Origin of the sequence: Marilutibacter penaei, assembly GCF_014145395.1 — a bacterium.
In the GTDB taxonomy this organism is placed as follows: Bacteria; Pseudomonadota; Gammaproteobacteria; order Xanthomonadales; family Xanthomonadaceae; genus Marilutibacter; species Marilutibacter penaei.
In genome coordinates, this window is the sequence record NZ_JACHTE010000003.1 from 1 (window position 1) to 21,332 (window position 21,332).

Annotated in this window: 13 protein-coding genes, 2 rRNA genes and 1 pseudogene; 5 read left to right on the forward strand and 11 right to left on the reverse strand. The window is 68.9% G+C overall.

The window, feature by feature from the left end:
• Positions 1-179 (forward strand): 23S ribosomal RNA (locus tag H4F99_RS04260); the annotation flags it as partial.
• 107 nt (positions 180-286) lie between these two features.
• A 5S ribosomal RNA gene (rrf, locus tag H4F99_RS04265) occupies positions 287-401 on the forward strand.
• 225 nt (positions 402-626) lie between these two features.
• Here the strand turns inward: rrf and H4F99_RS04270 are convergent.
• The 4 genes from H4F99_RS04270 to H4F99_RS04285 all read right to left on the reverse strand — a co-directional run bounded on the left by H4F99_RS04270 (position 627) and on the right by H4F99_RS04285 (position 4,208).
• Positions 627-1,475: an energy transducer TonB gene (locus H4F99_RS04270; RefSeq protein WP_182668495.1), complete on the reverse strand. Its 849-nt coding sequence runs from the start codon at positions 1,473-1,475 to the stop codon at positions 627-629.
• A gap of 58 nt (positions 1,476-1,533) precedes the next feature.
• On the reverse strand, positions 1,534-2,313 hold the full coding sequence (locus H4F99_RS04275; RefSeq protein WP_182668496.1) for an energy transducer TonB: 780 nt from the start codon (positions 2,311-2,313) through the stop codon (positions 1,534-1,536).
• A gap of 49 nt (positions 2,314-2,362) precedes the next feature.
• Positions 2,363-3,223 carry an energy transducer TonB gene (locus H4F99_RS04280; RefSeq protein WP_182668497.1) on the reverse strand — a complete coding sequence of 287 codons (861 nt, stop codon included), beginning with the start codon at positions 3,221-3,223 and terminating at the stop codon, positions 2,363-2,365.
• A 133-nt stretch (positions 3,224-3,356) separates the two neighbouring features.
• Positions 3,357-4,208 (reverse strand): energy transducer TonB, encoded by an 852-nt coding sequence (locus H4F99_RS04285; RefSeq protein WP_182668498.1) that lies wholly within the window; start codon positions 4,206-4,208, stop codon positions 3,357-3,359.
• Between the two features lie 109 nt (positions 4,209-4,317).
• On the opposite strand from H4F99_RS04285, the gene H4F99_RS04290 reads away from it, so the two are divergent.
• Positions 4,318-6,168 carry a monovalent cation:proton antiporter-2 (CPA2) family protein gene (locus tag H4F99_RS04290; protein ID WP_182668499.1) on the forward strand — a complete coding sequence of 617 codons (1,851 nt, stop codon included), beginning with the start codon at positions 4,318-4,320 and terminating at the stop codon, positions 6,166-6,168.
• On the opposite strand, the gene H4F99_RS04295 is transcribed toward H4F99_RS04290, so the two are convergent.
• The 4 genes from H4F99_RS04295 to H4F99_RS04310 form a co-directional block, all read right to left on the reverse strand.
• Entirely contained in the window at positions 6,165-9,542 is a 3,378-nt protein-coding gene (locus tag H4F99_RS04295) for an ankyrin repeat domain-containing protein (RefSeq protein ID WP_182668500.1), read from the reverse strand. The genes H4F99_RS04290 and H4F99_RS04295 overlap by 4 nt on opposite strands.
• Entirely contained in the window at positions 9,535-9,804 is a 270-nt protein-coding gene (locus H4F99_RS04300; RefSeq protein ID WP_182668501.1) for a YcgL domain-containing protein, read from the reverse strand. Before H4F99_RS04300 ends, H4F99_RS04295 begins: the two co-directional genes overlap by 8 nt.
• Before the next feature lie 119 nt (positions 9,805-9,923).
• A complete protein-coding gene (gene cydB, locus H4F99_RS04305; protein WP_182668502.1) occupies positions 9,924-10,937 on the reverse strand; it encodes a cytochrome d ubiquinol oxidase subunit II in 1,014 nt (337 codons plus the stop codon).
• The gene (locus H4F99_RS04310) at positions 10,937-12,337 is read right to left on the reverse strand and encodes a cytochrome ubiquinol oxidase subunit I (protein WP_182668503.1); all 1,401 of its coding nucleotides are present in this window, start codon (positions 12,335-12,337) and stop codon (positions 10,937-10,939) included. The genes cydB and H4F99_RS04310 overlap by 1 nt, the downstream gene beginning before the upstream one ends.
• A 154-nt stretch (positions 12,338-12,491) precedes the next feature.
• Between H4F99_RS04310 and H4F99_RS04315 the strand changes: the two genes are divergently transcribed.
• Positions 12,492-14,897 carry an alpha/beta hydrolase family protein gene (locus H4F99_RS04315; protein ID WP_182668504.1) on the forward strand — a complete coding sequence of 802 codons (2,406 nt, stop codon included), beginning with the start codon at positions 12,492-12,494 and terminating at the stop codon, positions 14,895-14,897.
• A 57-nt stretch (positions 14,898-14,954) separates the two neighbouring features.
• Here H4F99_RS04315 and H4F99_RS04320 read toward each other — a convergent pair whose 3' ends face one another.
• Together H4F99_RS04320 and H4F99_RS04325 are read right to left on the reverse strand one after the other, a co-directional pair.
• Positions 14,955-15,872: a DUF2950 domain-containing protein gene (locus H4F99_RS04320; RefSeq protein WP_182668505.1), complete on the reverse strand. Its 918-nt coding sequence runs from the start codon at positions 15,870-15,872 to the stop codon at positions 14,955-14,957.
• Between the two features lie 13 nt (positions 15,873-15,885).
• Positions 15,886-17,610, reverse strand: coding sequence for a DUF3300 domain-containing protein (locus tag H4F99_RS04325; protein WP_182668506.1), 1,725 nt, complete (start codon positions 17,608-17,610; stop codon positions 15,886-15,888).
• Positions 17,611-19,198: 1,588 nt separating this feature from the next.
• Here H4F99_RS04325 and H4F99_RS04330 point away from each other — a divergent pair.
• The gene (locus tag H4F99_RS04330; RefSeq protein ID WP_182668507.1) at positions 19,199-19,789 is read left to right on the forward strand and encodes a hypothetical protein; all 591 of its coding nucleotides are present in this window, start codon (positions 19,199-19,201) and stop codon (positions 19,787-19,789) included.
• A gap of 73 nt (positions 19,790-19,862) precedes the next feature.
• Here H4F99_RS04330 and rho read toward each other — a convergent pair.
• Positions 19,863-21,263 (reverse strand): annotated as a pseudogene (gene rho, locus H4F99_RS04335) (transcription termination factor Rho); the annotation flags it as partial.
• Positions 21,264-21,332 lie beyond the last annotated feature (69 nt).

The window sequence follows — 21,332 nt, forward strand, 5'->3', positions numbered from 1 at the left end:
ATGTTCGGAAGCGATAACCGCTGAAAGCATCTAAGCGGGAAGCGCGCCTCAAGATGAGATCTCCCGGGAGCTTGACTCCCCTGAAGGAACCATCAAGACCAGGTGGTTGATAGGCTGGGTGTGTAAGTGCAGCAATGCATTGAGCTAACCAGTACTAATGATCCGTGTGGCTTGACCATATAACCTCAAGTGGCCTTGGTCTCGACGATACGTCGACGACATTCGCCTCATTCGCTACTTCCCACCCCATGCAAGCTGGCGCGCCTCGCGCTGCTTCACCAGCTTGTTCAGCGACCATAGCGCTGTGGACCCACCCGATCCCATTCCGAACTCGGAAGTGAAACGCAGCTGCGCCGATGGTAGTGTGGCCCATGCCATGTGAGAGTAGGACATCGCTGGACATTTACACCGAAGGCCGGATCCCACAAGGATCCGGCCTTCTTCTTTGCCGGCCCCTGCCTTGCCCGTCGCCCGAACATCGCAGCTGACGGACCGCTGATGGAGATGCGCGTCCCAGGCCGGTCCGCGCCAGGCAACACGCACGCCAGGCAACAAAAAGCCCCGCTCGCGCGGGGCTTTTGCGTTGCGGATGGAATCGCGGGGGACGTAGGCACCGGCGCTCGCACTCAATCCGTCGACGCTCCTAGAGGCGTCAGCAGTTCCGGCCCCGGCGCCCCCAACCGATAGGCGTTTCCGGCGACCAGCGTCGACGGATCGCCGTCGTCGATGAGGTCGGGCCATGGATTGTCGTGTTGCGGCCCGGGCACGAACGCATGCCATTCCCCATAGGCCGTGGCCGTCCGCCCGGGCGGAATGAACTCCACGGGAACCCGTGCCAGCCACGGGGGCGCGTTGTCCGGGCCGGTCGGCGGTGCGAACGACCACGTCTTCGCTACAGCGAGGGCTGCGCGCTCCAGGCCATCGCGCATGCGTTGCATCTGGATATCGTTGCCCAGCGTCGTGAGGTCCACACGCTCGGCCAGCACGTCCGCCACGCTGCCGTCCGCCGCGATCCTGACCACCACGTAGACCGTTCCGCCTACGCCCAGATCCACGAGGTGGGGCGGGTAGTGCGGCGCGGCCAGCGGCTGCCGCGGACGTATTCCAGACCCTGTTCGCCCGCTGAAACGTGCCCCGGCGATGCCCATGAAGTAGCGATGCTCGTCGATCTTCTTTGCGCGCACCCGGATGCTTGCACGCGTGCTGACGGAGGCGGGCACGCCATCGACCCGGACCGGCTTGAAGCGCCAGCCGGCAATGGTCTCTTCGACCAGACTCAGGACTTCCGGCGGCAGGGCGTCGGGCCGGTCGAGACGGTAGGCCGCCACCGCGCCGTCCGCGGTGACGTCAATGTCCCCGGTGACGAGCATGCTGGCTTCGATCTGGCTGCGCGCGGACGCGGGTGGAGGGCCTGCCGCCCAGGTCGAAACCGGTAACGCCAACCACAATGCAATCAGGGCGAGGGTGCGATGCATTTCTTTCCTTCCTTGGTCATGGCGCGAAGCCGTATGGAATGCGCGTTCATGGCGCGCGTTAACCCTGGGGCAGCAGCTCGAAACGGCTGTCGACCGCCACGGCCTCGTTCTTCCCCTTGCCGGCCGCTGCCTGGCACACCGGCGCGGCGGCCTGGGTCTCCCGGATGGCGTTCCGGGCCTGCGCGCTGGTGACGCCTGCGGGGCGCCGAACCATCATCATCGGCAACTCCATGACGGTGGAGACCGGGCGGTCACCGATGACCTCGGGATTGAACCGGATCCGTGCGATCTCCCGCCGGAGGTCACGTTGCCAGCCGGGGGCATAACGGCGATCCAGCTCCGGATCGAGCAGGCTTGCGTCCAGGAGTTCGGCGCGACCATCCGGTTGGACGCGATAGCGGATCAGGAACTCGTACTCGACGCCGGCCGTCGCGGTCCGCATGAGGTTGATCGGGAGGGTGGGGCGCCATTGGCCGGATACGCTGCCTGGCCCATTCATGCCCTTGGAGATGGCGACGTTCAGGTGTCCTTCGGTGGAAGGTGCGAGGCATATCCGTACGTCGGCCCACGTCTTGCCGCCCACCGGTTCGCCGTTCTCGACGATCGGTTTGAATTGCCAGGTCTGGACCGCTTGTTCCGTTCGCTCGCGCAGCACGTCGGGCAGGCGCGCCGTGGGGTCCAGTTCGACACCCACGACCCGCCCACCGGCATCGACTTCGATTCCCGCCTGCACCACGACCAGGGTCGGGGTCTGTTCCTCTTCGGCCCGGAGTCCGGGCGGAACCCACAGTCCGCCTGCCAGCAGACCAAGGACCACCAGCGAACGGGTCACGCGCATGCCATGCCTCCGGTACGACGCGGTTGTGTCCGGTGCCCGGTACGGCGGCTCAACCCTCGCCCGCCTGCAGCGGCGTGAGGAGTTTGGGGCCGTCCAGGCCCACCGGATAGGTGCCATTGGCCGCGAGGGTCTCCGGAGATACGCCATCGTCCTCGTCCGACCAGGGGTTGGCCTGCCGCGGACCCGGCACGTAGGCCTGCCACTCGCCGTAGGCGGCCTCTTGTCCGACAACCACGAAGTCGACCGGTACGCGCACGGACCAGGAACCGTCGGCATCGATCTCGACGCCGTCGGGCCGCGGGAATGTCCACGTGCGTGCGGCGGTAAGTGACGCTCGCGCGAATGCATTGCGCATCTGGGCCATCTGCCGCTCGCGGGCGACGACCGTCAGGTTGACCTGCTCGGCGATCTGGTCCTCGACCTTTCCGTCCGGCCCGACTTTCAACAGGAGGTAGACGGTCGCGCCGGCGCCGGCCCTGAGCAGGTCCGGGGGATAGGCCGGTGCCCTGCGGTCCGTGCGCTGGGCTATCGGGTATTCCCCATGCGCACTCCCGCGATGCGCCGCGGTGAAGTGGGCGCCTCCGATATGCACGGCGAAGCGGTCGTTCTCGACCTCCCGTGCGACAAGACGGATGCTCGCGGGCACGCGTGCGGGTACCGCCTGGCCATCGACGATCACCGGCTCGAAGCGCCATTTGGGGATCTGCTCGCCGAGCATGGCCGTGACCACGGCCGGGAGTGCATCGGCTTTGTCGAGTACGTGACCGGAGACACTGCCGTCGGGCTCGACGTCGATCGTGCCGGTCACCAGCATGCTTGCCTCGATCGCCCCATTCGTCTTGTCCGGTGCCTGCGCGGCGACTGCCGCCGTGGCGACGAACAACGCCAGCCCCATCAGAATCTTTCGCATCGACTTTCCCTCCTGGAGAGTGCGCCGCCGGAACCGTTGGCGGAACGAGGACACGATAGCGGGGGTAAAGCGGTCGCAGCAACTCGTGGCAGGGGCGGGCGGGACGCGTGCCATCCCGCGGAAACCTGTGGGGTCAGCGGCCGCCGAGCTGGGTCAGCAACTGCGGGGCATCGGGATCGACGAGGCTGATCGTGTCGGGCGGCAGCGCATCCGATCCGCCCTCACCCGCTGCGATCCAGTCAGGCTGGGTGCGGGGACCGGGCAGGTAGGCCTCCCATTGCCCATAACCCGGGCCGGATGGGGAGTCGGCATAAGGCCGAAACACGACGGGTACGCGCGCATTCCAGTACGGGTCCCCCGCGAGCTCCCCCCGGGTCGGGGTAGTAAACGTCCAGCGCTCCACGGCCTTGAGCGCGGCCCTTGCCAACTGGTCGCGCATGTAGACGACGCTGGGCCCGTGCCTTGGGTATTGGGTCAGGTTGACCTGCTCGGTGGCCACCCGGGTCACGCGGCCCTCCCGCGAGACCTCCATGAACAGATAGACGATGCCCGCCACGCCCTCGCCCTGGAGCAGGACGGGGTAGCGCGGCCTTGTGTCGTCCGTGAGTTCAATCAGGCTGAGCCCGCCGGCGACGGCCTCGTCCCCGAACGTGGCGCCGACCACTTCCAGGTTGAATCGTCCGTCTTCGCGGGGCCGCGCGCGCACGCGGATGTGGGCCAGGGCGCCAACAGGGGTGGGCACGCCGTCCTGCAGGACGGGTTTGAATTTCCAGGCCGGCACCTGCCGTTCCAGCAGGCGGGCGACGCCTTCGGGAAGTGCGTCGCGCCCGTCCAGCGCGAAGGATTCGACATCCCCGGCGGCACTGATGCGCATCTTCGCTGCAACGACCATGGTGGCTTCGGTCTGCTGGCCCCCGGCGTCCGCGCGGCCCCAGACCGTGACCGACACCAGTACGATCGCCATGAACACCAGGATTCGACGCACGGTTCATTCCCCCAGGCGCGCCACCGGAACGGATGGCGGATCGCTGACACAATAGCGACAGCGCGGGATACGCCGCAATCGCGATGGCGTCCCGGCGCCAGGAGCCCCCATGCACAGCGAAAGCCTCGACATCGCCCTGCTGTTCCTGCTCGCCGCGGTGATCGCGGTGCCGGTGTTCCGTCGCTTCGGCCTGGGGGCGGTGCTGGGCTACCTGGCCGCAGGCGTGGTGCTCGGGCCGTTCGGGACGGGCGTGGTGCGCGATGCCGAGCGGGTACTGGCCGCGTCGGAGATCGGCGTGGTGATGATGCTGTTCGTGATCGGACTCGAGCTGTCGTTGCCGCGGCTGAAGGTGATGCGCAAGCCGGTGTTCGGCGTCGGCGGATTGCAGGTGCTGGCCTGCGGGGTGGCGCTGGCGGCGATCGCGATGCTCGGTGGCCTGGGTGCGAAGGCGGCCTGGGTCGTGGGGTTCGGCCTCGCGCTGTCGTCGACGGCCGTGGGGCTGCAACTGCTGGCCGAACGCAAGGCGTTGACGGCACCGCACGGGCGGCTTGCCTTTGCGATCCTGCTGTTCCAGGACATCGCGGCCATTCCACTGCTGGCGGTGATCCCACTGCTCGGGGTGGGGGCGGCCGGGGACGCGGAGGGCGGCTGGCAGGCCGTCGGCATCGCCATCGCGGCGATCGCCGCGCTCGTGTTCGGCGGGCGGCTGCTGCTGCGGCACGTGTTCCGGATCGTCGCCCGCTCGCAGATGCCCGAGGTGTTCACCGGCGCGGCGCTGCTGATCGTGCTCGGCTCGGCCTGGATGATGCAGCACGCGGGGCTGTCCGCCGGCCTGGGCGCATTCATCGCCGGCGTGCTGCTGGCCGACTCCGAATTCCGCCACGAGCTTGAAGCGCAGATCGAGCCCTTCAAGGGCCTGCTGTTGGGCCTGTTCTTCATGGCGGTGGGCATGAGCATCGACCTGGGACGCGTACTGGCCGAACCGGCGGCCATCGCGGCGTTGGTGGCGGTGCTGATGCTGGTCAAGTTCACGCTGATCTTCGTGATCGGCCGCGGCCCGGGTCGGCTGGACATGCGCGAGGCGGCCCAGCTGGCGACCGTGCTGGCGCTGGGCGGCGAGTTCGCGTTCGTGGTGTTCGCCGAAGCGGTCCGCGCCGGCCTGCTGGACCTCGTCGTACGCGACCGCCTGGTCGCGGCGGTCGGCGTGTCGATGGCGCTGACGCCGGTGTTGCTGATCGGCCTGGCGTACCTGTTGAAGGCGCGGCCACGCGAGCGCGCGCCGCGCGATGCGGATGCCCTCCCGGAGGACGGGCAGCCGCAGGTGCTGATCGCCGGCTTCGGGCGTTTCGGGCAGATCGTCGCGCGCGTGTTGGCGATGCACGACACGCCTTTCATCGTGATCGAGCATGACGTGGAACAGCTGGAGTTTTCCCGTCGCTTCGGCAACACCCTCTATTACGGCGACCCGGCCCGCCCCGACCTGTTGCGGGCGGCCGGGGCGGCGCAGGTCCGTGTATTCGTGGTGGCCATCGATGATCCCGCGGAAGCGCTGAGGACGAGCCGAGCGATCCGCCACTTCTACCCCGAGGCGCGGGTGATCGCGCAGGCGCGTGACCGCAGAGTGGCGTGGGAACTGAAGGATCTCGGGGTGGAGCCGGTGCGTGAGGTGCTGCATTCCAGCCTGCAGGCAGGCTCGCAGGTGTTGCAGGCGCTTGGCGTGGCCGCCACTGCAGCGGACGCGCTCACGGCGCGCTTTGCCGAACATGATGCGCGACTGTTCGAGGCGCAGCACCCGATCCGCCACGACCAGGACGCCCTGCTGCAGACGGTGCAGGACGCACGCCGCGAACTGGAAGAACTGCTGCGGGCGGACGCCGGCGAAGGCGTGCTGGGGCAAGCCGGGCCGCGTGCCGCTCCGGGCACCCCGCCGTCGGACGCGCCCGCGGGCGACGGACGCTAGGAGCGGTCCCGCAGGAAGCGCGCCATGGACACGCCCTGCGGGGCGGTCGGGGGCGCGAACTCCGCGGCGATATCGACGAAACCGCGCATCACCGCGATCTCGCGCGGGGTGCGGTTGAGCGCGTCGCGTGCGTCCGGGTCGGCGCCGGCCCGCAACAGCCAGCGCACGATCCCCAGTAGCCCATGCAGGGCCGCGAGGTGCAGCGGTCCGAAGCCGCGCGGATCGGCGACGTCGAGGCGTGCATCATGGTCCAGCAGCAGCTCCAGGCCCGCCAGCAGGGTGTCTTCGTCCGCCTCGGTGCCGGGCTCCGCGCGCGCGCCGAGCAGCAGCAACAGGGGCGTGGCGCCCCCGGCTTCGAGGTTGCTGTCGGCATCGCCGCCGGTCAGCAACAGGGTGTCGAACAGCGCAACCAGGCGGCTGCGCTCGCGTGCGGTGAAGCCGTACATCGCGGCGCAGTGGATCGGCATGCGGCCCTGGCTGTCGGCGGCATGGGCATCGGCACCGGCGGCCAGGAGGCGGGCGGCCATGTCGGGCAGGCCCAGCGCGCAGGCCACCATCAGCACCGTGAGCTCGCCCGGCAGGCGCTGCTCCAGCGCGGCGCCGGCCTCGATCAGGCGGTCGACGATCTCCACGTGGCGCATGCTGACGGCGGCGGAAAGCGGCGTCGCGCCGGAGTTGGCGGCGTACTGGGGATCGGCACCGCGCACCAGCAGCAGATCGACGAGCGCGCCATGCCCGCCCCCTGCCGCGCGCAGCAGCGCCGTGCAGCCCTGGTTGTCGGTGGCGTCCACCGGCAGGCCCAGGTCGAGCATGCGCCGCACGGCGTCGGCGTCGCCGACGATCGCCGCGGCGGGCACGTCGCTGGCACGCAAGGGGCGCCGCGGCAGGCTCCAGCCGCGCCAGTCCAGCCAATCGGCAAGATCACGGCGGCCCGCGGACAGCGCCACGCCCAGCGGCGTCTGGCCATCGGCAGCCAGCAGGTCGGGGGCCGCTCCATGGGCGATCAACTGCCGCAGCATGGCGGTGCGGCCCAGCGCTGCGGCCAGGTGGAGCGGGCTCATGCCATGCGCGTCGCAAAGGTTGGGGTCGACCCCGATCTCGAGCAGGCGGTCGAGCAGGTGCCGCCATCCCAGCCGCAGGGCCAGGGTGGACGGCCGGTCGCCGCTGGACGAGGTGCCGAAGGGGTCCGCGCCGCACTCGAGCAACTGCAATGCAAACGCCTGCTGGGCCGGTCCGGAGGCCCCTTGGCGCATGCAGGCGGAGAGGAAGCGGGCAAGCCCGCCCCGGCCCGCGGGGGAAACCCCATTGTCGAGCAGCACCCGCAGCCGCGCGACGGCCGCGCCGCCCTGGTCGAACCAGTGGAACATCACGGTATCGCCGTCGGCGGTGCGCACCCCGGGGTCGGCTCCGTGGCGCAGCAACCACTCGACCTGCATGGGCGAGGGCGCCAGCGCATCGTCGAGCAGGAAGCGTCCCGACTGCGACGGCGTCAGCAGCCGTGCCATGGCGCCCGCCCCGGCCTCGCGGCCGGCATCCAGCGCCTCGCGCAGCAGTTCGGCGGGCGGACGGTCCGGCGGGGGCGTGGTTCCGGAATCGACGGTGTCGTCGTCGACCACGTTGGCCGGCAGGTCGTAGCCGGCGTCCAGCGCCGAAACGAGCGCCCAGCGTCCGGCCTGCGCCGCATGGTCGAGCGCGCGGTCGCCGTTGGCGTCCCTCAGGTCGGGATCGACCCCGAGGGCGAGCAGCCGCTGTACCAGCGCCGGGTCGGTCTGTTCGGACAGGCAGGCATGGTGCAGGGCGCTGCGGCCCTGGGCATCGGTCGCCCGTGCCTCGACGGCCCCGTCGCCGGGAAGCTGCGCCAACAGGGCTTCCAGCAGGGCGGAACGGCCGACGGCCGCGGCTTCCAGCACGGCATTGTTGCCGGCGTCGTCCGCCAGCGCGGGGTCGGCGCCCGCCGACAGCAGGAACCGGACGATGTCCTCGTGCCCGGCACGCACGGCTTCATGCAGGGCGGTGCGGCCCGTGGCGTCGCGAGCGTCCACGCGCGCCTTCTGCTTGAGCAGCAGTTGCACGCCGGCCGGGTCGTCGTCTTCGGTCGCGGCGGCCGCCAGCAGGGCCGGGACCCCGCCCACCGGGTGCGTCTGTGCGCCCCGCTCGAGCAGGAACCGCGCAAGGCGCCAGTTGCCGGCTGCGCAGGCCACGGCCAGCGGCGACTGGCCTTCGGCGTTGAGCACGTCGAGCTCGGCCGCGGCATCGCGGAGCAGCGCGGCGACGCCCGGGTCGGAGCTGCGCGCGGCATGGTGCAACGGCGTGTTGCCGTCGGCGTCGGGCAGGCGGGGATCGGCCCCGTTCGCCAACAGGGTCATGACCGCATCGGGGCGGCCGTGCCAGCTGTCACGGGTCGCCGCGATGAGCGCCGTCATGCCGCCGCCGGGCGGCTGGTTCAGGTCGACGCCATCGGCGATCAACTGGCGCAACAGGCGCAGGTCCGGCAATACGGCGGCCAGTGCCGCCAGGCTGCGGCGGTCGCGATCGCCCTCGGGCGGGATGGCGTGCGGGTCGGCACCGTCCTCGATCAATGCGAGTGCCCGTTCGACCCGCCCACTGCGCGCGGCCGCATACAGGGCGGGTTCCAGCGGCTCGCCCGGCGCCGGGGCCTCGGCTTCGACCTCCGCGACGACGGGCGCCGGTGCATGGCCGGCGCCGACCACCAGGACCGGATCCGCTTCCGCCACTCCCTGCAGCACGGCATGGGCGATCGGTGACCCCAGCGCCAGCAGGACCACGGCGGTCCAGCGCGCGGCGCCGTCGAGCAGTCCGGGCCAGGCCAGCAGCAGCACCAGGCCCAGCAGGGCCAACACCATCGCGGCCACGCCCAGGCCCCGCAAGGCGCCCATTTCCACGTCGTCCATCGCCTGCCAGGCGGGCCCGAGCGGTCCACCGCGACGCTCGACCGAATGCCAGAGCGGCCAGGTGCGCCACAGGGCGACCAGGACCAGCCCAACCACCGTGCTGACGCCGAGTGCCGCCGACAGCTGCCCGGTCGAGACCAGTGCATTCAGGGGCCAGGCCAGCAGCAGGCCGGTCACCAGGCCGCCGCCGCCCCACAGCGCCAGCAGCGCCAGGCCGTCGCGGCGCAGGTCAAGCGGGCGCGGCGATGCCAGCACCGCTGCCGGTGCCTTGCGGCGCGCTCGCCACTCCCGGGCCGCGATCGCCCATGCGGGCTGGGCCAGCAGGCCCGCGAGCAGCGCCACGACGCTGCCCACGCCGGCCACCAGCGCGAGCACCGTTCCGACCGCGACGGCCGGCCACAGGTGTCGCGACACCGAGGGTCGAGCCGGGGCCACCGCCGCCCTGGAAACCGGTTCAGGCATCGGTACCCCAGTCTTCCGTCATCGGATCGGCGACGGTGGGCGGGAACTGCAGATGGAACCCCCGCGCCACCAGGTTCTTCCGCACGACCGCCGGATCTTCCCGGGCCAGCCGGCGATCAGGGGTCAATCCCACCTCGAGCACGAAGGCCAGCGGACCCAGCTGGGCTCGCACCGGGTCGGGGAGGCGGTCGAACGCGTCACGCGCGGCCAGATACACGTAGGTGTCGGCTTTGCGCAGGCTCTTGTAGACGTAGGCGTGCATGGGCGGGCGGCGAGCCGCGGGGGACGGCCGTGGCGAAACAGTGTCCACAAGCATACCCGGCCACGTGCCGCCCGCACACTCGCCGTGCGGGTGGGCCGCGAAAGCCGGGGCGGGTCGCCTCAGTGGTAACCGGCATCCGCGGCGATCTTGCCGCTGAACACCCGGTAGGACCACCACGTATAGCCCAGGATGGCGGGAAGCAGGACCACCAGCCCGGCCAGCACGAAGCCCTGCGAGGCCGGGGGCGAGGCGGCTTCCCAGAGGGTCAGCGAAGGCGGCACGAGATAGGGCCACATCCCCAGCACCAGGCCGGCGAAGCCGAGCAGGAAGAAGCACAGGGTCAGCAGGAAGGGCTTGCCGTCTCGCCCCTCTTCCATGACCGCGCGCCACATCGCCCAGGCGTTGACCAGCACCAGCACCGGCACCGGGGACAGCCACAGGAAATTGCCGCCTTCGAACCAGCGGGCCATGACGCGTGAGTCGAGGAAGGGCAGCCAGGCACTGACCAGCCCCATGAAAACGACCACCACCAGGACCAGCGGGCGGGCCAGCGTGCGGGCCACCTTCTGCAGCGGCCCTTCCGTCTTGAGGATCAGCCAGCTGGCGCCGAGCAGGGCATAGCCGAATACCACCGCCGCACCGGTCAGCATGGAGAAGGGGCTGAACCAGCCCAGCGCGCCGCCCACGTACTTGCCGCCCTGAAGGGGCATCCCTTCCACCAGCGCACCAAGGATCACGCCCTGCGCGAACGCCGCCAGCAGGGAGCCCACCGCGAAGGCCGCGCCCCATGCCGGCTTCGCCCGCTGCGCCTTGAAGCGGAATTCGAACGCCACGCCACGGAACACGAGCGCGATCAGCATCAGCAGGACCGGCAGGTAGAGCGCCGAGAGGACGATGGCGTAGGCCTTGGGGAACGCCGCGAGCAGGCCGGCACCGCCCAGGACCAGCCAGGTCTCGTTGCCGTCCCAGATCGGTGCGGCGGTGTTCATCATGTGGTCGAGCTGGCCCTGGTCTTCGGCGAAAGGGGCCAGGATGCCCAGGCCGAGGACGAAGCCGTCGAGCAGGACGTACATCAGCACGCCGAATCCGATCACGCCGAACCACACCACCGGAAGGACGGTCTGCAGGTCCATCACGCACCCCCTTCGATCGATTCGTCCGGTACCGACAGCGGCCGCATCGGCGTCTTCTCGCCGCCTTCCGGCGAGAGCGGCGGCTCATGCGGCACCGGTCCCTTCTTCAGCAGCCGGGTCAGGTACCAGATGCCGGCACCGAACACGACCGCGTACGCGGCCGCGTAGATGATCAGGGAGGCAAGCACGCTGGCGCCGTCGATGGGGCTGACCGCGTCGGCCGTGCGCAGCAGCCCGTAGATGACATAGGGCTGGCGTCCGATCTCGACCACGTACCAGCCGGCGAGGATCGCGATGAATCCCGACAGCGTCATCATGCGCCAGCCCCAGAGCACGCGGCGGTCCTCGAACAGCCGCTTGCGCCACCACGCCCAGAGCGAGGCCAGCACCAGCAACAGCATGAGCATGCCGATGCCGACCATCACCCGGAAGCTGTAGAACACCGGTTTCACCGGGGGGCGCTCACTGGCGGGCACCGCCGTCAACGGCTCGATGGTGCCGTCCCAGCTGTGGGTCAGGACCAGGCTGCCCAGTCTCGGCACCGCGACCTCGAAGTCGTTGCGTTCCTCGCGCTCGTTCGGCACCGCGAACAGCACCAGCGGAACGCCTTCGCCCTCCGCGCCGTGCTCCCAGTGCGCTTCCATCGCCGCCAGCTTCACCGGCTGGTGCTCGCGTACGTTCAGGCCGTGCAGGTCGCCCACGAAGACCTGCAGCGGCACGGTGATGGCGGCGAAGAGGACCGCCATGCGCAGCATCCGGCGCGCCGGTTCGCGATGGGTCCCGCGCCACAGGTACCCCGCGCTCACGCCCCCGATCACGAAACAGGTCGTGATGAAGGCCGCCAGCACCATGTGCGCGAGCCGGTACGGGAACGAGGGGTTGAAGATGATCGCCATCCAGTCGGCGGGGTGGAACACGCCGTCGACCAGCGTGTATCCCTGCGGCGTCTGCATCCAGCTGTTCGCGGAGATGATCCAGAACGTCGAGATCAGCGTGCCCAGCGCCACCATGCAGGTGGCCAGGAAGTGCAGTTTCTCCGACACCCGTCCCCAGCCGAAGAGCATCACCCCGAGGAAGGTCGCCTCGAGGAAGAACGCGGTCAGCACCTCGTAGCTGAGCAGGGGGCCGAGGATGTTGCCGGCCTGCTCGCTCAGTACCGCCCAGTTCGTACCGAACTGGAAGCTCATCACGATGCCGGACACCACGCCCATCCCGAAGGAGACCGCGAAGATCTTGGTCCAGAAGAAGTACAGGTCGCGCCACACGCTGTCGCGCGTGCGCAGCCACTGGCCCTCCACGAAGGCCAGCCAGCTCGCCAGGCCGATCGTGAACGCCGGGAAGAGGATATGGAACGAGATGACGAATCCGAACTGGATCCGGGACAGCAGCAACGGGTCCACGCATCGTGCCTCCGCGGCACGCGGGGGTGCGCCGCGGCCGACCATTATCCTCGCTCTCCCGGGAAGGGCCAAGCCGCCCGTGACCGATGGCCCGATCCGGCACGGTCGCAGGCTGCTAGGCTGCCCGGGTTTGTCCCGCCGGAACGCCTTGACCATGCCCCTTCGAAACCGCCTGCTCGTCTCGCTCACCGCCCTGCTGTTTGCGCCGCACGCGCTCGCCGCCGACGCGTCCCCGACGCTGGCACCGTCGGAGCCGCTGACCCTCACCCAGGTGATGGCGGATCCCGACTGGATCGGTCCGGCAGTCGAGGACGCCTGGTGGCGCTGGGATGGCGGCGCCATCCAGTACCGGCTGAAGCGCGAGGGTTCGCCGGTGCGCGACACCTGGCAGGTGCCGGCGGGGGGCGGCGCGGTGGCCCGCGTGGACGATGCGGCACGCGCCGACCTCGATGCCCCGTTTCCGGCCTACGATGCGGCGCGGACGCGCATGGCGTTCGCCCGCAACGGCGACATCTTCGTGCGCGACCTGCGCAGTGGCGCGCTGACCCAGGTCACCCGCAGCGACGGCCGCGAGTCGCGTCCGCAGTGGAGCCGCGACGGCAATCTCGTGTTCCGCGCGGGCAACGACTGGTACCAGTGGCGCGCGGGCACGGGCCTGTCCCAGGCGGCCACCCTCGTGGCCGGCAAGGATCCGGCCGAAGCGCCCAAGGCCGACGACCTGCGCGACCGCCAGCTCCGTTACATCGAGACGCTGCGCGAACAGCGCGCGGACGCCGATGCCGTGCGTGCGCAGGAGCGCGAGTGGCGCGACAGCGACCCGACCCGTGCACCTGCGCCGGCCTACCTCGGTGATGGGCTCGTGGTCGAGGACAGCGCCCTGTCACCGGACGGCCGTTGGCTGCTGGTCGTCACCGAACCGAAGGATGGCGAGCGCGGCCAGGACGGCAAGATGCCGAAGTACGTGACCGAGTCGGGTTACGAGGAGTTCGAGGAAGTGCGCCCGCGCGTCGGCTACAAGGCGCCGCTGCCGCACCGCCTGTGGCTGGTGGAAACCGCCACCGCGAAGGTGACCGAACTGAAGTTCGACGCGCTGCCCGGGATCGGCACCGATCCGTTGGCGGCGATGCGCAAGGCCGCCGACGAGAAGCCGCTGGAGGGCAATCGCGCGGTGCGCGTGGAGACCGACGCGAGTGGGACCGGCCCGGCGATCCACTGGACGTCCGACGGCCGCCAGGCCGCCGTCCTCCTGCGCGCCGTCGACAACAAGGACCGCTGGATCGCCACCCTCGAGCCGACCTCGGCCGCGCTGGCGTCACGGCACCGCCTGACCGACCCGGCGTGGATCAACTGGCGCTACAACGACTTCGGCTGGACCGCGGACAACGCGCTCTGGCTGTTGTCCGAAGAGAGCGGCCACTCGCATCTCTACCTCAGCGAGGGCGGCGCCAAGCCGCGCGCGCTGACCTCGGGTGACTGGGAGGTCTCGCAGCCGCAGCTGTCGCCGGATGGACGCACGTTCTACTTCACCTGCAACCGCGACTGGCCGGGCGACTATGAGGTCTGCGCGGTCGACCGGGATGGCGGCGGCGTGCGCGAGCTGACGGCGCTGGACGGCGTCGAGGACTTCAGCCTGTCGCCGGACGGCGGCCGCCTGCTGGTCCGCCACTCCGACAGCTACCTGCCGGCGCAGGTGGCCGTGCTGCCGGTCGCCGGCGGCCAGGCGACGACGCTGACCGACACGCGCCGCGACGCATTCAAGGGGCGCGACTGGATCGAGCCCGAGTACGTGCAGGTGCCGAGCCGGCACGGCGCGGGCACGGTGTGGGGCAAGTTCTACGGCCCGAAGGTGCATGAACCGGGTCGCCGGTACCCGATCGTGATGTTCGTGCACGGCGCCGGCTACCTGCAGAACGTGCACGACCGCTACCCGGCGTACTTCCGCGAGCAGATGTTCCACAACCTGCTGGTGCAGGAAGGCTACGTCGTGCTCGACCTCGACTACCGCGCCAGCGCCGGCTACGGCCGCGACTGGCGGACCGCGATCTACCAGCAGATGGGCCACCCGGAACTCGAGGACTACCTCGACGGCCTGGAGTGGCTGGTCGCCGAGAAGCAGGGCGACCGCGACCGCGCCGGCATCTACGGCGGCAGCTACGGCGGCTTCATGACCTTCATGGCGCTGTTCCGCGAGCCGGGCGTGTTCAAGGCCGGCGCCGCGCTGCGCCCGGTCACCGACTGGTCGCAGTACAACCACGAGTACACCAGCAACATCCTCAACACGCCGCAGCTCGACCCCGAGGCCTACCTGCGCTCGTCGCCGATGGAACATGCCGAAGGCCTGCAGGACCACCTGCTGATCGCCCACGGCATGATCGACGACAACGTCTTCTACAAGGACTCGGTGATGCTCGCGCAGAAGCTGATCGAACTGCGCAAGGACAAGTGGGAACTCGCAAGCTATCCGCTGGAGCGCCACGGATTCGTCCATCCGGATGCGTGGTACGACGAATACCGTCGCATCCACGAGCTGTTCAATCGCGTGCTGAAGGACGGGGAATAGACCGGCGATGCGAAGGCCGGCGGACAGCCCGCGGCCTTCGCCCGGACAAAGCGCCGGTCAGGGCGTTTCGACCTTGACCACCATCGGGTCGGCGACTTCTTCCCAGCTGCTGTCGGGGTCGAACGCTTTCATCGCCTGCGCCGTCGCGGCGCCGTCGGCGCCCAGGTCCTTCTCGAAGACCTGGCCGTCGTGGCTGATCATGAAGCTCATGATCCCGCTTTCGCCATACTCCTGCGGCCAGGCCACCGCCGCGAAGCCCCGGCTCATGTCGTCGCCCAGCCGGTAGTCGTAGGCGCCGCCGGGCGCCGAGGGGCCCTGCGCGGTCAATACCTGGAAGCGGTAACCGTGCCAGCCTTCGCCGGCCTTGGCATCCGCGAACAGGGGGCCCAGCGGGCTGAGGTCGCCGGTCGCATCCTCGGACCAGTACAGGCCGTCGTGCTCGCCTTCGGTGCTGAGGATCTGCCGTGCGTATTCGAGCACGCCGTCGTCGTCGCGATCCTGCGCGGCATAGTCCATCTGCGCGTCGTGGTAGGCGAGCAGCGAGACCAGGGTCTGGGATTCGTTGGTGCCGATGCGGCGGGTGCGGATCTCATCCGCCGCCGCACGGGTGTCGAAGGCCCAGCCGCCGCTGCCCTGCGTGATCGGAATCGGCAGCGTCCAGTGGCCCTCGCCGACTCGCAGGTGCGCGGTATCGCCGTCGACCTGCAGGTCATGGCCATTGCCATAAGCCTCCAGGAAGTAGTCGACGTCCGGTCGCGCGACGCCGCCGGTCGGGATGAAGTCTCCCCAGTCCTTGCCGAGCAGGGCCTCCAACCGGGCGGTGTCCGCCTTGTCCGTGCCGAGGGCCTCGACCAGGGCGTCGGCGGCGGCATCCGGCGTCGGGAAGCGCTCCTGCGCCACCGCTGCCGTGGTCCAGCCCGACAGTCCTAGGGCACAGGCGATGCAGAGGGCGAGCTTTCGTGCGTGCGTCGTCATGGGTGCGCTCCTGTCAGCGTCGGCCGCCACGCTGGGCATGGCCCTGCGGACGTGGCTGGCGATTGACCTGCCGGGCCTGCGTCGACCGCGGCTGCGCGGCATGCGCGCGGCTGGCCTGGCCGCGCGCGGCATGGGCCTGGCTGGTGCTCGGGCGGCTGGCCCCGCTGAAGGCATTGTTGCGGGGCGCTGCCTGGCTCCGGTGGGCCTGCTGTGCCGCCTGCCGGGCCTGGGTGTTGGTGGTCGGTTTGTTGGCGCGCTGTGCAGCCTTCTGCCGTGCCTGTTCGGGGTTGGCGCGTGCCTGCTGGGCGGCCGAATGGGCCTGCTGGCGGGCCTGCGGATGGTTGGCCGCCGCGGACTGCGCGCGGTCGCGTGCCTGCGGGTGGTTGGCCGCCGCGGATTGCGCACGGTCGCGTGCCTGCGGGTGGTTGGCCGCCGCGGATTGCGCACGGTCGCGTGCCTGCGGGTGGTTGGCGGCTGCAGCCTGGGCCCGTTCCCGCGCCTGAGGATTGTTCCGTGCCTGCTGCGCGACTTCGCCGGCACGCGCACGCGCTGCGTCCCGATCGGCCCCCGCGAGTCCGCCAGCACGGGCGGCATCCTGGGCGCGTGCACGCGCCTCCTGGTTGCTGCGCGCCGGGGCCTGGACGCCATGCGACTGCAGCGACTGCCGCGCACGCTCCCGCTCGGCGGTGCGGTTCGCGGTATCGCCGCGGAAGGCATCGCGCGAGGCGGGATTGTCGAGTTGCCGCCCGTAACGCTCGCGGCTGGCCTGGTCACGATACGGCACGCCATCGCGGTGCAGCGAGTTGTGTTGCCACCTGTTGTTGTTGCCGATTTCGATATCGCGGTCGAAATCGAAATTGTTGTACCGGTTGATGTCGATGTCGATGTCGTCGTGGCCCCAGTTGAAGTCACCCCACAGCGAATCGGTGATCGCCACGCCGACGCCCCACATCATGCCGTTGACCAGGGCCGAACCCGGCGCGTAGTAGCGCGAGGGGGGTGGGTAGTAGGTGGGTGGATACGAGGGGTAGGCCCAGGTGCCGTAGACCTGGGTGGGATTGTAGGTGGGGACGTAGACGACCTCGGGGTCGCTCGGCTGGATGATGATCGTGTCCTGTGCCGGCGCGGCCTGCACCACCGTGGTCGTGGACCCGGCCGCCGGTGCCGCCTGTGGCTCAGGTGCCGCGGCGGGCGCGGGTTCGGTCGTGACGTTCTGGTACTCGTTGCTTGCAAGGTTGCCGGCGTCGGCGGCCTGGTGGCGCAGGCGCTGCACGGCGTCCATCACCGCGTCCGGCTGCGCGAGGAAGGCATCGCCCAGCCGCTGCACCCAGGCCGGGTCCTGGCCGAGCAGCGCCAGCGCCTGCGGGAATGCCACCAGCGACTGCACGCTCGGGTCCCACGGCTGGTCCGAGACCTGCCGGACCGCGTCGTCGCCCTGGGCGTCCGGGTGTGCCTCGGACCATCTCGCGGCATCGGCAACGTCGCCCGGGTATGTCGCGGCCATCAGCACCTGCGCGAGCAACGGGTCGGAGTACAACGCGATTGGCGCGACCATCTGGTCCAGCTCCGCGGGACTGAAGACCGCGGGCGCCGGCGCCGCGTCCGGGGGATTGCCGGCCTCGGTGGCCGTCCCTGCCGCCGGTGCAGCGGCGGGCGCCGGCGTGGGCTCGCTTTCCTTCGCGCACCCGGCGACCGACAACACCACCGCCGCCAAGGCAACATTCAATCGGACTCGCATGACCTGCCTCCGTCTGACATCTGGATCATCAAGGACCCGGAAGTCACTCTCCCCGAGCGCCTGCCTGAGGAGGCCGACTCTGACCGCGGCCCCGTTGCCGTGGCGTGAAGTCCGTGGCGCGACTCCAAATGCTTGACGTGCCAGCGCGCGCAGATACCTCCGCTCCTGGCGGTGCCAGGGCATGCGCCGAATAGTACGGGTCGTTTGGGGTCTGCGGGGCCCTAGCCACGCCCTAAGGACACCTGACGTGTCATGGATGCACGGAATCATGGCGTTCGCGTCTGAGGCAGGACAGTGCCCGGGCAGTGGCATCCCGGGCCATGCCCTGCCGGTATCAACAGCGCTTAACCGAAGGGGGCTAGATCAATGAGGATTTGGTCATGAAGCGGCGCTCTTCTCGTAACGGTGTGAAGCACTATCGCTTGCACGATGAGCGCTCTTCTGCGAGAGCGCTCTGAATCAGCACATGGCCAAGGCTCCACGGCAAATTGTTCGAATTGAACGTGGCCCTTGACATGCAAGACGGGGGGGGGGTCACGGTGTAATCGTCTTGATTGGGGAGTCGAGCGCATGACAGGACCTGCCTTGCGGCGAGGAAGAGCGTTACTCGTCCTGGCCTTACTGGCTGCCTTCTACGTTGTTGCAGAAGAAATACCCACTGAGCCAACGATCACCGTCGTGGGGTTTCGGGATACAGGAGAATCCGTGACGTGTGCCACTGCGTCCTGTGTTGATAGCGCCCAGGCAGAGTCAGCGCGCCTCTTGATGGAATGGTTCCGGATGTATCAAGAGTTCCCGCAGGAGGATCTTCCACTGGATGGCGATAAGTTCTGCCAGGCCCTTGCAACACACCAGCCTTCGGGGTGCAGTTTGGATAGTCCGCCGGCATCGCCCGGAATTACAGTCCCTGGGCGGTCGGATTTCGCGCCCAATGGCTGTGGAACCGGTGGCGTAGGGGGGTGGTTTCAGAATGCAGTTCTGTCGGTCATTACATCGAACCACTACTCAGGCGATATCGATGCGCCTTATGCTGGCGTAAGCTTTCGTTCGGTATGCGACGCCCATGACATATGCTGGGCGGCCGGAGGTGCGCGCGGGGCTTGCGATGATGCGTTCCGGGACGGCACGCAAGCTGCCTGTGCCGCGGTGCCCGATCCCCAAGGGACATGCAGTGGATTCGCCAGCCTCTATCACGGTGCTGTCAGTACTACCGTTCCCTCAGACAATGCATACGAGGAGCGCGAAGGGCAGCGTAAATGTGCGCTTTGGGCGAGGGATATGAGGGAGAACGACTGTGAAGACGACTAGAAGTCTCGGGGTTACATGCGCGCTAATGATTGTTGCAGGAGGACTCGTTGGGTGTAATGCGAGAGACGAGGCGGCAATCTCGACGAATGAGGGTGCTGTCGCTGGCGACCAGGAGACGTCGCGGGGACTCGCGGGCTCGGTTACAGAAGATGAAGTCGATCTTGTAGCGGAAGAGGTACAGGCGTCATCGATTACCGGTGCTAATGAGCTGCAAGTGCCTCCGAGTTGGCGGTTCGCGGATATTGTCGAAGTGAGGCGTGCGTCGTCCTGGGATGCCCGGGTGTCGCAATTGCCCAAGTCCGAAGAGGCGTGGCTGCGAGAGCTGAACGATCAGTACGCAGATGCGCTGGCGTTCGGCAGTCCTGAGGAACAGCAACGGCTGATTTCTCAGGGGTTTCCAATGCCTGAAGAATGGATCGCCGCTAAATCCATGTCGACGATGGAGCTTGAGGCCTTGGCCAATACGGGCAACAGCAAGGCCAAGATGTTCTATGTTGATCGCGTCAGCGACGAGATCGGGTCGATTCGCCAGTCTGGACAGGGTCTTGATACGTCGTCTTCGGAAGATATGGCCCTGCTTTCGAGGGTCGCCGCTGCAAACACGATGGTGCTTCAGCTGATGAAATCGACGAGGAGCCCCTTTGCGGCCTATCTGGATGGTCGGATCAACACGGCAATGACGCAGTATGGCCCGCCGGAAAGCATGGCCAGCGCGATCCTGTTGGCTGGTGATCTCGGCGACGTGCGCGCGAGTGACTTGCGGGCGCGCTACTTCCACGCCCATCCTGACATGAATGCTGCAGAAATCACGCAGTCATATGAGGGAAGGAAACGTCTGGTGCTGAGGCAGGGGCAGCCTCCCTCTCCGTAACTAGGCGCGACAGGAACGCCATGAAAAACGCCCCGCATCGCGGGGCGTTTCCGTTCTCCATGGGCGCTCGAACTCAGCGCTTCATCGAGGCGAAGAACTCGTCGTTCGACTTGGTGTTCTTCATCTTGTCGAGCATGAACTCCATCGCGCCGATCTCGTCCATGCCGTGCAGCAGCTTGCGCAGGATCCAGATCTTCTGCAGCAGGTCCGGCTCGATCAGCAGGTCCTCGCGGCGGGTGCCGGAGCGGTTGATGTCGATGGCCGGGTAGACGCGCTTCTCGGCGATGCGGCGGTTGAGGTGGACCTCGGAGTTGCCGGTGCCCTTGAACTCCTCGTAGATCACCTCGTCCATCTTGCTGCCGGTGTCGATCAGCGCGGTGGCGATGATGGTCAGGCTGCCGCCTTCCTCGACGTTGCGGGCCGCGCCGAAGAAGCGCTTCGGGCGGTGCAGCGCGTTGGCGTCGACACCGCCGGTCAGGACCTTGCCCGAGGACGGCACGACGTTGTTGTAGGCGCGGGCGAGGCGGGTGATCGAGTCGAGCAGGATCACCACGTCCTTCTTGTGCTCGACCAGGCGCTTGGCGCGCTCGATCACCATCTCGGCGACCTGCACGTGGCGCGCGGCCGGCTCGTCGAAGGTCGAACTGACCACTTCGCCGCGCACGGTGCGCTGCATCTCGGTCACTTCCTCCGGGCGCTCGTCGACCAGCAGGACGATCATGTGGACGTCCGGGTGGTTGGTCGTGATCGCGGTGGCGACCTGCTGCATCATCATCGTCTTGCCGGCCTTCGGCGGGCTGACGATCAGCGCGCGCTGGCCCTTGCCCTGCGGCGCCATCAGGTCGAGGATGCGGCCGGTAATGTCCTCGGTGCTGCCGTCGCCGCGCTCCAGGCGGAAGCGGCGGCGCGGGAACAGCGGGGTCAGGTTCTCGAACAGGACCTTGTTCTTCGACGCTTCCAGCGGCTCGCCATTGATGGTGTCGACCACCGACAGGGCGAAGTAGCGCTCACCGTCCTTGGGCCAGCGGATGCGGCCGGACAGGTGGTCGCCGGTGCGCAGGTTGAAGCGGCGGATCTGGCTGGGGCTGATGTAGACGTCGTCCGGGCCGGCCAGGTAGCTGGCCTCCAGTGCGCGAAGGAAGCCGAAGCCGTCGGGGAGGATCTCCAGCACGCCGTCGGCGACCACGCCCTCGCCGTGGCGGGTCAGCACCTTCAGGACGGCGAAGATGACGTCCTGCTTGCGTGCGCGGGCGACGCCTTCATGGATGTTCAGCTGCTCGGCGATCTCCAGCAGCTTGGCGGCCGGCATCTTCTTCAGGTCGCTCAGCGAGTAGCTGGGGAAGCCCTCGGGGACCTGCGGATTGTTGCGCGGCACGAACTCCTCGTTGCCGCCGTCCTCCGGGAAGCCGTTGTCGCGGTTGCGGTTGCGGTTGCGGTCCCGGCGGTTGCGGAAACGTTCGCGCCGGTTGCCCTGGCCCTGGCCGCCGCCGTGGTCGCGACCGCCATCCTTGTCCTTGCCGCGCGAGTCGCCACCACTGCCGTC